The following is a 12658-nucleotide window of genomic DNA, read 5'->3' as shown; positions in this document are numbered from 1 at the left end:
CTACCCACAGCCGGCGTCAGTTTCGCGCCAGCTCCGTATGAGCCACATTGCACTCCCGGAAATGATAGGCGATCTCGTCAAGCGCGCGCTGCTCCCATTCTTGAGCTTGCGCAAGCCAGAAAACCCGGCGCTGGAAATCTAGCGCGGCGCGCTCCCGGCACAGGGATTCTTGACTGCGAATTTCGACCAGCCTGTTCATGCACTCCACTCCTGGCGTGTGAAGCCATTCCGCGCGATCAGCGTAACAGAATCCCGAACCCTTCGTCCCATGATTTCTGTGCATATTGCGACGCAGAATGGGACAGCAGCGCTGCCCGTGCAGCGCGGTAGTTCGCGGACCAGCATCAAACGCACATCATCAATATGTGATCGAGGCGCGGGACTATAATCATGATCGAGCGATCTTAACTCTTGTGACGCAATGGCATGCAGCAATTTGTGAAGAGAAGTTCTAAACGCCTCACCGAATTCCCGACTCATTGTCGTCGCACGGTCTTCATGCAGCGCCTCTAACAGAGGCGCACGAACGGCACCACGGCTTGAGGCAACATGAGCAACGACATCGACTTCGATCTTACGCCGGACCAATGGGAGGTTCTGAAGGCGCTTCGCAACCCGGTGTCGAACGGTCGTCTTGCGAAGGCCTATCTCATCGAGAGCCTAGTCAAGCTTGGTCTTGTCGTCGTCAGCGACGGCGTGCCGGTCATGACGCCGAATGGACGCAAGGTGCTGGTACGCGGATCGTGTCGGCTGCTGGATCTCGCGGCGTGACACGCCACCCGCGTGCGGAACGACCGCAAAATCGCCCGTCCACGTGACCGACGGCACCTAGAACGGCCCCCGGGGCCGGTGCGGGTGTCCGGTCGCACCGCAAAAGCGACCAAATAGACCTCCTCCTCAGCGAAACCCGCGACAATCTGGCACGCTAGTTGCTCCTTTTGACGATCGAGACGTCGTCAAAACGGGGGAGTCATCATGTCGACCATTGCCGCGGCCCCGGCCGCCGAGCGAAAACCGCTCTACACATCGCTGTTCGTCCAGGTCCTCGCCGCGTTGATCCTCGGCATCATCCTCGGCGTGGCCGTCCCGGATTTTGCCATTTCCCTCAAGATTCTCAGCGACGCCTTCCTGAAGCTGATTTCGATGATCGTGGCGCCGATCGTGTTCTGCGTCGTCGTGCACGGCATTGCCGGCGCGGGCGACCTCAAGAAGGTCGGACGGGTCGGTGTCAAAGCGTTGATTTATTTCGAGGTGATGACCACAGTTGCGCTCGTAGTAGGTCTCATCCTGGCCTACGCTTTCGGCCCCGGCCACGGCATGAACATCGACCCGTCGACGCTGGACGCCAAGGCGCTCAATACCTATGCCGACAACGCCCACAAGCTGCAGGGCGGCGGCATCGGCTCCTTCCTCCTCAACGTGATCCCGAGCACCTCGTTCGACGCCTTGTCGCGCAACGACGTGCTCCAGGTGCTGTTTTTCGCCGTGCTGTTCGGCGTGGGTCTCGCGCTGGTCGGCGGCGAGAAAGGCAAGCTCGTCACGTCTATGATCGATGCCGCCTCGACCGTGCTGTTCCGCGTCATGGGGCTTATCGTCCGCGTTGCTCCACTTGGCGTGCTCGGCGCAGTCGCCTACACCGTCGGCAAATACGGTGTCGGCTCCCTTAAGCAGCTGGTCTCACTGGTGGCGCTGTTCTACGTCTCGGTTGGCATCTTCGTGCTGGGCGTGCTCGGCGGCGTGATGGCGCTCGCCGGCATCAACATCCTCAAATTCCTCGCCTACCTGCGCGAGGAATTGACCATCGTGCTCGCGACCGCCTCGTCCGACGCCGTACTGCCGCAGATCATGAAGAAGCTGGAGCGGATGGGCGTGAAGGATTCCGTCGTCGGCCTCGTGATCCCGACCGGATATTCCTTCAACCTCGACGCCTTCTCGATCTACCTCACGCTCGCAGTCGTCTTCATCGCGCAGGCAACCAACACGCCGCTGTCCTTCGGCGACCTCCTGCTCGTGCTCGGCGTCTCCCTGATCACCTCGAAGGGCGCGCATGGCGTGCCGGGCTCCGCGATCGTAATTCTGGCGGCGACGCTGAACGCCGTGCCGAGCATTCCGGCAATCGGCCTCGTGCTGGTTTTGTCGGTCGACTGGTTCATCGGCATGGCCCGCGCGGTCGGCAACCTCACCGGCAACTGCGTTGCGACCGTGGTGGTGGCCGCCTGGGAAGGCGACCTCGACCGCGCCAAGGCGGCCAAGGTCCTCGGCGGCGGCGAGCTTGTGGACGTGACGGCGGGATAACCCCTCCGCTCAGTCATTCCACTGGAGGAGCGGCGTTCCGTGCGCCCTCCTCCAGACGGAGAGGAAACGCGGAAACCAGGAGTGGGCCACGGCGCCCTTGTAGGCCCAGGTGCGATATTTCAGGCCCTGTTCCGAGATCAGTTCCTGATAGCCGCCGTGGACTTCGGTCGCGGTGCGAATGTCCTTCAGAATTCCCTGGGCACAGGAACGGTAGGTATCGCTCCCCGAGAATTCGTCATAGTCCAGCATGCGATCCGCGAACTCGACGTTGAACGTCGGCCAGGAAGAACGCCCCTGGTAGGCGGGAGCCGCGACCTTGTGGATCATCTTGTTCCGCGGATTATCCGCGGACACCAGGAAGTGGAATGTGCCGGGGATGCGAAAGCGTGGCTCCCCGATGATCAGATCCGCCGTGGCCGCGAACAGCGCGCGCTCGGCCGGCTCGCTCATATCCCAGAAGCCCAGATGCACGCTGACGAAATCCAGCGCGACCGAGAACACCGGCGAGCCCGTGGGGCCGTCCAGGGAATGCCTGATATAGCCACCCTTGCCGAACAGGCCGAGCAGGTCCCTCTTGTACTGCGCCAGGTCGCGTCCGAGCAGCCGCTTCAGCTCGTTCTCGTCGACGATTCCGAGCTGCACGCCCCACACGAACGTCGTGTAGACGCAGGCATTGGTGACGAAACGCCTGCGCTCGGCGCGCGTGTCGGTTGCCGCGGAGCGCGGAGCACTGGCATCGCACAGCAAACACCTCGTGTCGCCCTCATTGAACGGCTCTAGCTCGCTTGCGAGCTGGAGGATCGCGCGCTTCAGATCACCGCCATATTCGGCCAGCAGCAGGCGACCGGCATGCGCGCATTGCGACATCGCCAGGAAGGATGACGCTCTCTCCTCGGCAGAGATCATCTGCTGCAGGCCGGCCAGAATGCCGAGCAGCGTATCCGAGGGGCGCGAGAAATAGTTCACGCCGAGATACCGAAAGCGCCCCGCCGGGACGATGGTCGTCGTGACGATATTGGCGCGAACCGCTTCCAGCAGCAGGCGGACGCTCTTTTCGAGCAGACGAGCCCGCCGCACCGCATCCTGCGAATCCATGATGGTCTCGGGGTCGAGGACGTCGGGATAGAACCAGGCGAAGTCGCGCGGATAGTACGCAGATGCGTGCGGTGCGCCGGTGACGAGAAACGACTCGGTCAACGAAAAGGCGCTGTCCATCGAGTGCCGGTAGAGGTCCTCGATGGCCGTGAACGGATGATGTGACCGCCTCAGGAATCGATCACCGAGAAAGTTCACCGCCTGAAGCGCGTTGGCGACGAAGGTCGCCGCCACACCCTGGTAAAACCGGTTTTCGCGATGGGATGGAAAAGAGATGCCGCTGTTCATAGGCGCCGTCGAATGGTGTCTCGTGGTCCGGCGGGAGGCCGTCGCGGCTCTAGACCTGTCTGATTCGTGTCTCTATCCCGTGACTTGCGGGTCAGTTTAGCCTTTCCGCGGCCGAAAGTTCTCGATCAGCCGCAGCAACACCCGCGCGCCGGCGTCGGCATCGGCGAGTTCGACATGCTCGTCCGGATGATGGCTGATGCCGCCGCGGCAGCGGACGAAGATCATGCCAACATCGGCAATGTCGATCATGGCCATGCCGTCATGCCCGGCCCCGCTCGGCAGCTCGAACACGGGCAAATCTTCCGCTTGAATTGCCTGCGCGATCTGGTCCTTCAGCCAGGGAGCGCAAGGCGCGGTGCGGTTCTCGTGGGTGACGTCGAGCTGGAGCGTCAATTGACGACGCTTTGCGATGGCTTCGATCTGCCTGACGACATCGGCAACGGCGCGCTTGCGGTGCATGTCGGTCGGTGCCCGCATGTCGATGGTGAACGACACCTCGCCCGGGATGACATTGGTCGCGCCGGGCCTCGCCTGGATGTAGCCGACGGTGCCGACCAGCCCATCCTCGTCGGTGCGGCAAAACTGCTCGATCGCGCCGATGCATTCGGCCGCGCCCGCCAACGCATCGCGCCGGAGCGCCATCGGCACCGTGCCCGCGTGCCCCGCCATGCCGGTCAGCCGCGCGGCAAGCCGTGTCGCGCCCGCGATCGCGGTGACCACGCCGACGGGCAGATTTTGCGCTTCCAGCACAGGACCTTGCTCGATGTGCAGCTCGAGATAGGCAAGCAGCTCGCGCCGGGCCCGCGCGGCCGCGCCGATATGATCGGGGTCGAGCCCGAACTGCACCAGCGCATCGCGCATGGACACGCCATCGCGGTCGCGTGTGTTGAGGACGCTCTCGTCAAAAGTGCCGGCCACGGCGCGGCTGCCGAGCAAGGTCGAGGCAAAGCGCACCCCTTCCTCATCCGCAAAACCGACGATTTCGATCGCGAACGGCAGGCGCTTGCCGCGGCGGTTGAGATCGGCGACGCAAGCGATCGCCGTGATCACGCCCAACGGCCCGTCCCATTTGCCCGCATCGCGCACGGTGTCGTAGTGCGAGCCAAGCATCAGGCAAGGCGCGCCCGGGCGCTCGCCTTCGTAACGCCCGCAGACATTGCCGATCGCGTCGAGACGCACGCTCATGCCGGCGCCGCGCATCCAGCTCAAGATGAGGTCCGCAGCCTTGCGCAGCTTGCTGGTCAGAAAGATGCGGGTGAGCTTGTCGCCTTCTTCCGAGATCGCCGCGAGCTCATTGATCCCTCGCACGATCTCTTCGCCGAGCGAACCATTCTGAACGGCGTTACCAGCAGCCATCTCGGCGAGCTTTCCATCTCTTGGGACCGCAGGGACGGCAATCCGGGCGATAATCGATTCAAGTTCGGTGCCAGCGAAACCAGGCTGCCGACACCGTTCCAATCAGCGCGTGGTTAGCATGAATGCGGCTCGCCGGCAGACCACCCGCCCTCGTCATGCACACGTCCGCGCTGGTTAAGACTGCTTAACTCCATTGCATACAATTACAAAATACTGCCTACAATTTCATCTGCTGATTTCCTGGTCAGGATCAGAATTCGTAAAATAAATTTTTATTCTCAATGCGTTAGTTGGACGCACTCTCTCGGCAACCTCTGGCACGAAGCTTGCGACAATCCATCCCGGGCTCCGCCAGACCGGCGCAGCGCGAGATGAGGCGGTGCATCCGCCAAGGGGAGCAAGCAATGGAATTTGGCAGGATCTCACGACGTCATTTGTTGCAGGGTGGTGCGGCCCTCACCCTCGGCGCGGCGACCGGCGCCCGCCCGTCCTTCGCGGCCGAGACGACCATTGGCTTCATCTATGTCGGCTCGCGCGACGACTATGGCTACAACCAGGCGCATGCGCAGGGCGCCGCGGCGCTGAAGAAGATTCCCGGCCTCAAGGTCGTGGAAGAAGAGAAGGTGCCAGAGACCGACGCGGTCGAGAAGACGATCGAGTCCATGATCAATCTCGACGGCGCCACACTGCTCTTCCCGACCTCGTTCGGTTACTACAATCCGCACATGGTCAAGATGGCCAAGAAATTCCCGAAGCTGCACTTCGAGCACTGCGGCGGCCTCTGGAGCGACAAGGACCCGAAGAACGCCGGCAGCTATTTCGGCTATATCGATGAAGCCCAGTACATCTCGGGCATCGTCGCCGGCTATAGCTCCAAGAGCGGCAAACTCGGCTTCGTCGCCGCAAAACCCATCCCGCAGGTGCTGCGCAACATCAACGCATTCGCGCTCGGTGCGAGGCTTGCCAATCCCAAGGCCACCACGCAGGTCATCTTCACCGGCGACTGGTCGATGCCGGTCAAGGAAGCCGAGGCCACCAACAGCCTAATCGACCAGGGCGTCGACGTGCTGACCTGTCACGTCGACGGCCCGAAGACCATGGTCGAGAACGCCGCGCGCCGGGGCGCCATGGTGTGCGGCTATCACGTCAACCAGTCGCCGCTCGCGCCGAAGGCGTATCTCACGGGAGCCGAGTGGAACTGGGAAGCGCTGTACCCCAAGTTCGTCAAGATGATCGCCGCCGGCGAGAGCATTCCGAATTTCTATCGCGGCGGCCTCAAGGAAGAGATCGTCAAGACCTCACCCTATGGCGAAGCAGTTTCCGCCGAGGCGCGCAAGCACGCCGACGACGTCAAAGCCAAGTTCTTGTCCGGTGACGGCTACGCCATCTTTAAGGGAGGGCTGGTCGACAACAAGGGCAAGACGGTGATCGCGGCCGGCACTGATCGCGGCCAGAAGGATCCCGAGCTCGAGAAGATGGACTACCTCGTGGAGGGCGTGGTCGGGGCGACTTCGTGACGACGGAAGCTGCGGATCCCGTTGAAGCGGTCGGGACGGTTGCCCCGGCCGCCGACGCGGGATTCCTGCAACGTCACGGCGGAGCGATCGAATATGTCCTGATCCCGGGCGTAGCGCTGGTCGGCGCGCTCGGGGTCTTCGGCATCTTCGTCGCAATGTTCGGCAAGAGCCCGCTCGACCTTTATTTCTACATGTACTACGGCGCGTTCGGCACCTGGTTCTCGTGGCAGAACACGCTGACGCGCGCGGCGCCGCTGATCCTCACCGCACTCTGCACGGCGCTGCCCGCGCAGCTCGGCATGGTCATCATCGGCGGCGAAGGCGCACTCCTGATCGGTGCGCTGTCGGCAACCAGCGCGACATTGGTGCTTCAGGGCATGCCGCCGCTCATCGTGCAAATCGCCATGGTCATGGCCGGCGTGATCGGCGGCGGCCTGTGGATCATGCTTTCGGGCGCGCTGCGGCAATATCGCGGCGTCAACGAGACGATCTCGAGCCTGCTGCTCGTCTACATCGCGCTCGCTGTCCTCAACCATCTCGTCGAAGGCGTGATGCGCGACCCCGCCAGCCTCAACAAGCCGTCGACGCGCGAGATCGGTGCGGCCAACATGATCGGATCGATTCCCGGCACCGACGTGCACTGGGGTCTGGTGTTCGGCCTGATCGCCGCGATCGCCGCCTATATCCTGATCTATCACACCGTGTTTGGCTTCGCCGCGCGCGTTGCCGGCGGCAACATCCGCGCTGCGAAGATCGTCGGCCTCAATGTCAGCAAGCTGATCCTGACCATCTGCTTTCTCGCCGGCGGCGCCGCGGGCCTTGCCGGCATGGTCGAGGTCGCCGCCGTGCAGGGGCGCACCAACGCCAACCTCGCCGCAGGCTACGGCTTCACAGGGATTCTCGTCGCCTTCCTGGCGCGGCACAATCCGCTCGCCATTATCCCCGTCGCGATCCTGCTTGGCGGTATCAGCGCCAGCGGCGGGCTGTTGCAGCGCCGCCTCGGATTGCCGGATGCATCCGTGCTGGTGCTGCAAGGCATCATCTTTGTCTTCGTGCTGGCGAGCGATGCGCTCTACGGCCGCATCGGGTTTCTGAAGGGAAAGTCCTGAAATGGCAGACGGCTCGATCGGACTCTGGACCGTCCCGCTCGCCGTGCTCGGCGGCGCCATTCGCGTCTCGACGCCGTTCCTGTTCGTGAGCCTCGGCGAATGCATCACCGAGCGCTCTGGCCGCATCAATCTCGGGCTCGAAGGCACGCTGGTGATGGGCGCGATGAGCGCCTACGGCATTTCCTACCTCACGGGATCGCCGTGGTTGGGCGTGCTCGCCGCTGGCATCACCGGCGCGCTTCTGGGCGCCCTGCATGCCGGCATCTGCTCGTTGCCGCGCGTCAACGACATTGCGGTCGGCATCGCCTTGATGCTGTTCGGCACCGGGCTTGCCTTCTATCTCGGCAAGCCGCTGATCGAGCCCACCGCCCCCCGTTTACCCGCGATCGATTTCGGTTGGTGGAGCGACATTCCGCAGGTGCGCGCGGCACTACGGGTCAACGTGCTCTTTCTGATCGGCGTCGCACTCGCGCCAATTCTCTACTGGGCCTTCCGGACCACGCGCTGGGGCCTCCTGATCCGCACGGCCGGCGAGAGTTCGGATGCCGCGCGTGCGATGGGCCACTCCGTGCTGCTGATCCGCCTGCGCGCGACCATGGTCGGCGGCTTCCTTGCCGGCATAGGCGGTTCGTTCCTGTCGCTGTTCTATCCCGGAAGCTGGAACGAGGGCCTGTCCTCGGGCCAGGGCATCACGGCCGTGGCGCTCGTAATCTTCGCGCGCTGGGACCCCTTGTTGTGTCTGTGGGCCTCGCTCGCCTTCGGCGGCGCCGCGGCGCTGGGCCCGGCGCTGCAATCGGTCGGCGTCACCTCCGGCTACCACCTCTTCAACGCCGCACCCTACATCCTGACCCTGGCGATCATGATCATCACCTGCTCGCCGAAGCGCACGCTGACCGGAGCCCCGGCCGAATTGTCGATCACTCGCTAGAGAGCCAAATCATGCCCGAGCGCACCATCAAGTCCGAGCCCTATGCCTGGCCCTACAACGGCGACCTCCGTCCCGAGAATACCGCGCTCATCATCATCGACATGCAGACCGATTTTTGCGGCGTCGGCGGCTATGTCGACAAGATGGGCTATGACCTGTCCCTAACGCGGGCGCCGATCGAGCCGATCAAGAAACTGCTGACGGCAATGCGGAGCCAAGGCTTTCACATCATCCACACCCGCGAGGGCCACCGTCCCGATCTCTCGGATTTGCCCGCCAACAAGCGCTGGCGTTCGCGGCAGATCGGCGCCGGCATCGGCGATCCCGGCCCGTGCGGCCGCATCCTGGTGCGCGGCGAGCCCGGGTGGGACATCATTCCGGAACTGGCGCCGCTGCCCGGCGAACCCATCATCGACAAGCCCGGCAAGGGCTCGTTCTGCGCCACCGATCTAGAGCTGATCCTGCGCGTCCGCGGCATCGAGAACATCGTGCTCACGGGGATCACCACCGACGTCTGCGTTCACACCACCATGCGGGAGGCCAACGACCGCGGCTTCGAATGCGTACTGCTGCACGATTGCTGCGGTGCGACCGACAAGAGCAACCACGAGCACGCGCTGAAGATGATCAAGATGCAGGGCGGCGTGTTCGGCGCGGTCTCGACGTCCGACGCTTTCATCGGAGCGATTTCGTGATTGTCGGCGAAACGCCGCCGCCATCGGGCGCCTTCGGCGTCGATGCCATTGCCATGACCATGCGCTTCGGTGATTTCCTGGCGCTGGACAATGTCGCGCTGAAAGTGCGGCCGGGTTCGTTCCATGCGCTGCTGGGCGAGAACGGCGCCGGCAAGTCGACCCTCGTCAAATGCATCATGGGCTACTATCACGCCACCGAAGGCGACATTCTGGTCGGCGGGCGCGAGCAGGCGATCGGCAATCCGAAGGACGCCCACGCGCTCGGCCTCGGCATGGTCTACCAGCACTTTACGCTAGTGCCGGCGATGACAGTCGCCGAGAATCTGGTGCTGGCCCGCGATGACGTGCCGGCCGTGGTGAATTGGTCCCGCGAGCTGAAGGACCTCGAGGCCTTTCTCGCGCGGATGCCATTCAAGGTGCCGCTCAGCGCAAAGGTCTCCGACATCTCCGCAGGCGAGCGCCAGAAGTGCGAAATCCTCAAGCAACTCTACCTGAAGCGCCGCTTCCTGATCCTGGACGAACCGACATCAGTGCTGACGCCGGCGGAAGCCGACGAGGTGCTCGGCATGCTCCGTGACATGGTCGTCAAGGGCGAGCTGACCATCCTGATGATCACGCACAAGTTCCGTGAGGTCATGGCCTTCGCCGACGACGTCACGATCCTGCGCCGCGGCAAGCTCGCCGGCGCCGGCAAGGTTTCCGAACTGACGCCGGACGCGATGGCGCGCACCATGATCGGCGCGGAGGAGCTGACGGTACAGCCGCCGCGCACCGGTGAAGCCGGCAAGGCGAGGCTGGAGCTGGCGAAGATGCGCGCGCTCGACGACGCCGGCGCCATCGCCGTGCACGACGTCTCCCTCACGGTCCGTGCCGGCGAGATCGTCGGTATCGCCGGCGTCTCCGGCAACGGCCAGCGCCAGCTCGTCGAGGTGCTGGCCGGGCAGCGCGCAGCCGAGAGTGGCGAGATCCGCGTCGCCGGCGATCCCTATCACGCCAGCCGCGAGGAGATGCGGCGGCACAATATGTCACTCCTGCCCGAGGAGCCGCTGAAGAACGCTTGTGTCGGCGGCATGAGCGTCGCCGACAACATCGCCTTCCGCGAGTTCGACCGCGCGCCCTTTGCAAGCCTCGGCTGGTGGCTCAACCGCGGCGCCTTCCGCGTCGACGCCAGGAAGAAGATCGCCCAGTACAAGATCAAGACCCGCACGCCCGACACGCCGATCTCGGCGTTGTCGGGCGGCAACGTGCAGCGCGCCGTGCTGGCCCGCGAGCTCGGCGGCGACGTCGAGGTGCTAATCGCGGCCAATCCCTGTTTCGGGCTCGATTTCGCAGCGGTGGCGCAAATCCATGCCGAGATCATGGCCGCACGCAACCGCGGCGCCGCGGTGCTGCTGGTCAGCGAGGACCTCGACGAACTCCTTGAACTCTCCGATCGGCTGGTGGTGATGTTCCACGGCGAATTCGTGTATGAAGCACGGACCAGCGAAGCCGATCTCACCGTGGTCGGCCGGCATATGGCGGGGCATTGACCAGGGAAGATCGATGAGCGGCGGGTCCGAGCGCGACGAGCACTTCCTCCGCCTTTCCTTTGCGGTCGCCCGCCGTTCCCTCACCCACGGCAACCATCCCTTCGGCTGCATCGTCGTCGATGCCGAAGGCAAGGTCCTGATCGAAGCCGAGAACGGCTACAGGCCGGATCACGACGGCACCGCGCATGCCGAGCGCCTCGCCGCCACGCAGGCCTGCCGCACGCTCGGCCGCGAGGTTCTGGCGAGGGCCACGCTCTATTCCTCCGCCGAGCCCTGTGCGATGTGCGCCGGCGCGATCTACTGGGCCGGCTTCGGCCGTGTCGTCTATGGCCTCAGCGAGCACCGCCTGCGCGACATCACCGGCGATCATCCGGAGAACCCGACGCTCAACCTGCCCTGTCGCGAGGTCTTTACCAGGGGCCAGCGGCCGACAGACGTTGCGGGGCCGCTGCTCGAAGACGAGGCCGAAGCGCTGCACGACGGCGTGTGGACGAAGTAGACGGCCGCCGAGCGGGCCTTGCGCCGCTCACCGAAGGGCCGCCGGAAGGTACCCAGCCCATCCCACAAACGAAGATGACGCCGCGGAGGTTTAACGCGGTGTCATCGTCATTCACCTGAAGAATGTCAGGTGGTTAGAACTTCACCGTGATACCCGAGTAGAGCGAGGACTCGGTGCAGGATCCGGTGCTCACCTTCGTACCACCAACGAAAGTGGTGCACGCAAAGGCATTGTTGTGATCGAGGCCGAACTTGTTCTGCCAGTAGCGATAGGCGACCCAGACGTCGACGAAGTGCGAGTACTTCTCACCCCAAATCGCCTTCGAGGCATCGAGGGTCAGGCGGATCGGCTCGGAATTGAACTCGACCTTAGTCGGATAGACGTTGTTGGCAACGCTGGCGGGAAGCGGCTCGGTGTCGGTGCCCTTCTTGCCGTACCACGCCGCGCGGCCGCTGATCGAGAAATACTGCATGTTCTGCGGCAGGAAGCCGAGGTCCATATAGTAGTTGGTTTCGATCGCCCAGGTCGGCTTGAACGACGTGTTGCCGTCGGCAATACACGGCGCGGACCAACCGGCGCCGCACTGCGAGAAGGAGTTGTGGTTGGCGAACTCCCAGTACACCAGCGGCGCGACGTTGAAGTAGCCCTTGTAGGGAAGATCGAAGGCAAACTGCAGACCGGCGACAACGTCGCGCTTGGCGGCGCCGAAATACCGGTTCTCCGTGTTGGCATCCATGCCAACCTCGAACGAGATGTTATGCAGCGGGCCTTGGGTGAAGGCCTTGGTGTTGAAGATCTCGTTCCAGCCGAAGGTCGAACGGAAAAGACCGTAGATTTCTGTCGCGCCGGCACAGCTCGTCGGCGTCGCTGCGAAGCCTGCAGCCGGCGACACGACCACGCCTGTGGCGGTACACGGGCCTGCCGGATCGTTGTGGTCCGACTTGAACATCGAGATGGTGAAGAAGTTGGTGCCGTAAGTCCAGGCATCGAAGTGGGTAAAGGAGTAGACCTGCTTCGTCGTCTTGGGGTTGATCACGCCGTTGGTGTTGGTGAACGCACCGGGCTGCGACGCATTGAAGATATAGGAGAAGGTGACGCGGTCGTCGATCACCAGGAAGAACGGAAGATCCGCCGCCTTCTTGGCAGCCTTGACCGGCAAGTCGGCTGCCTGAGCCAGGCCACCGGTAGCGAGCGTAGCAAGTGACAGCGCCGCCGCCGCAATTGCCTTCATACGAAACGACATCCGAATACCCCCAAGTTTGGACACGTAAAAATGAACGTCCCTTGGGTGCGACACTTGCGCCGATCTCCAGGAGTGAGAAGCCTCAACTTGTTTCAAGGCATGCC

At 63.6% G+C, this 12658-nt stretch carries 12 protein-coding genes; 8 read left to right on the top strand and 4 right to left on the bottom strand.

The features are described from left to right. Positions 1-16 precede the first annotated feature (16 nt). Positions 17-199 (bottom strand): hypothetical protein, encoded by a 183-nt coding sequence (locus tag ABIB66_RS09795; protein ID WP_354210254.1) that lies wholly within the window; start codon positions 197-199, stop codon positions 17-19. A gap of 350 nt (positions 200-549) precedes the next feature. Here ABIB66_RS09795 and ABIB66_RS09790 point away from each other — a divergent pair, with 350 nt between their 5' ends. Both ABIB66_RS09790 and ABIB66_RS09785 read left to right on the top strand, forming a co-directional pair. Then, positions 550-771: a helix-turn-helix domain-containing protein gene (locus ABIB66_RS09790; RefSeq protein WP_275169757.1), complete on the top strand. Its 222-nt coding sequence runs from the start codon at positions 550-552 to the stop codon at positions 769-771. A 204-nt stretch (positions 772-975) separates the two neighbouring features. Continuing rightward, on the top strand, positions 976-2295 hold the full coding sequence (locus tag ABIB66_RS09785; protein WP_354210255.1) for a dicarboxylate/amino acid:cation symporter: 1320 nt from the start codon (positions 976-978) through the stop codon (positions 2293-2295). Between the two features lie 9 nt (positions 2296-2304). On the opposite strand, the gene ABIB66_RS09780 is transcribed toward ABIB66_RS09785, so the two are convergent. Next, positions 2305-3678 (bottom strand): hypothetical protein, encoded by a 1374-nt coding sequence (locus ABIB66_RS09780; RefSeq protein WP_354210256.1) that lies wholly within the window; start codon positions 3676-3678, stop codon positions 2305-2307. A gap of 96 nt (positions 3679-3774) precedes the next feature. Continuing rightward, the gene (locus tag ABIB66_RS09775) at positions 3775-5034 is read right to left on the bottom strand and encodes an allantoate amidohydrolase (protein ID WP_354210257.1); all 1260 of its coding nucleotides are present in this window, start codon (positions 5032-5034) and stop codon (positions 3775-3777) included. Positions 5035-5438: 404 nt separating this feature from the next. Between ABIB66_RS09775 and ABIB66_RS09770 the strand changes: the two genes are divergently transcribed. The 6 genes from ABIB66_RS09770 to ABIB66_RS09745 are packed head-to-tail and all read left to right on the top strand — an operon-like array spanning position 5439 to position 11311. Further along, positions 5439-6551 (top strand): BMP family ABC transporter substrate-binding protein, encoded by a 1113-nt coding sequence (locus tag ABIB66_RS09770; protein ID WP_275169753.1) that lies wholly within the window; start codon positions 5439-5441, stop codon positions 6549-6551. After that, entirely contained in the window at positions 6548-7660 is a 1113-nt protein-coding gene (locus tag ABIB66_RS09765) for an ABC transporter permease (RefSeq protein WP_354210259.1), read from the top strand. The genes ABIB66_RS09770 and ABIB66_RS09765 overlap by 4 nt, the downstream gene beginning before the upstream one ends. Before the next feature lies 1 nt (position 7661). Further along, entirely contained in the window at positions 7662-8588 is a 927-nt protein-coding gene (locus tag ABIB66_RS09760; RefSeq protein ID WP_007601468.1) for an ABC transporter permease, read from the top strand. Positions 8589-8599: 11 nt separating this feature from the next. Next, positions 8600-9283, top strand: coding sequence for a biuret amidohydrolase (gene biuH, locus ABIB66_RS09755; RefSeq protein WP_354057654.1), 684 nt, complete (start codon positions 8600-8602; stop codon positions 9281-9283). Then, entirely contained in the window at positions 9280-10812 is a 1533-nt protein-coding gene (locus tag ABIB66_RS09750; RefSeq protein ID WP_354210260.1) for an ABC transporter ATP-binding protein, read from the top strand. Before biuH ends, ABIB66_RS09750 begins: the two co-directional genes overlap by 4 nt. 13 nt (positions 10813-10825) lie before the next feature. Continuing rightward, complete coding sequence (locus ABIB66_RS09745) at positions 10826-11311, top strand: nucleoside deaminase (RefSeq protein ID WP_354210261.1); 486 nt, start codon at positions 10826-10828, stop codon at positions 11309-11311. Positions 11312-11444: 133 nt separating this feature from the next. Here ABIB66_RS09745 and ABIB66_RS09740 read toward each other — a convergent pair whose 3' ends face one another. Next, positions 11445-12554, bottom strand: coding sequence for a hypothetical protein (locus tag ABIB66_RS09740; protein WP_354210262.1), 1110 nt, complete (start codon positions 12552-12554; stop codon positions 11445-11447). Positions 12555-12658: the final 104 nt, after the last annotated feature.

This window comes from Bradyrhizobium sp. F1.13.3 (assembly GCF_040548265.1).
Classification (GTDB): Bacteria; Pseudomonadota; Alphaproteobacteria; order Rhizobiales; family Xanthobacteraceae; genus Bradyrhizobium.
The sequence above is the reverse complement of the archived record's forward strand: the minus strand, read 5'-3'. Positions and strand labels throughout refer to the sequence as shown.

Excerpts from the sequence above, each read along its gene's own strand:
- ABIB66_RS09780 (WP_354210256.1), bottom strand. The coding sequence starts at position 3,678 with ATGAACAGCGGCATCTCTTTTCCATCCCATCGCGAAAACCGGTTTTAC.
- ABIB66_RS09770 (WP_275169753.1), top strand. The coding sequence starts at position 5,439 with ATGGAATTTGGCAGGATCTCACGACGTCATTTGTTGCAGGGTGGTGCG.
- ABIB66_RS09775 (WP_354210257.1), bottom strand. The coding sequence starts at position 5,034 with ATGGCTGCTGGTAACGCCGTTCAGAATGGTTCGCTCGGCGAAGAGATC.
- ABIB66_RS09795 (WP_354210254.1), bottom strand. The coding sequence starts at position 199 with ATGAACAGGCTGGTCGAAATTCGCAGTCAAGAATCCCTGTGCCGGGAG.
- ABIB66_RS09790 (WP_275169757.1), top strand. The coding sequence starts at position 550 with ATGAGCAACGACATCGACTTCGATCTTACGCCGGACCAATGGGAGGTT.
- ABIB66_RS09785 (WP_354210255.1), top strand. The coding sequence starts at position 976 with ATGTCGACCATTGCCGCGGCCCCGGCCGCCGAGCGAAAACCGCTCTAC.
- ABIB66_RS09745 (WP_354210261.1), top strand. The coding sequence starts at position 10,826 with ATGAGCGGCGGGTCCGAGCGCGACGAGCACTTCCTCCGCCTTTCCTTT.
- ABIB66_RS09760 (WP_007601468.1), top strand. The coding sequence starts at position 7,662 with ATGGCAGACGGCTCGATCGGACTCTGGACCGTCCCGCTCGCCGTGCTC.
- ABIB66_RS09740 (WP_354210262.1), bottom strand. The coding sequence starts at position 12,554 with ATGTCGTTTCGTATGAAGGCAATTGCGGCGGCGGCGCTGTCACTTGCT.
- biuH (WP_354057654.1), top strand. The coding sequence starts at position 8,600 with ATGCCCGAGCGCACCATCAAGTCCGAGCCCTATGCCTGGCCCTACAAC.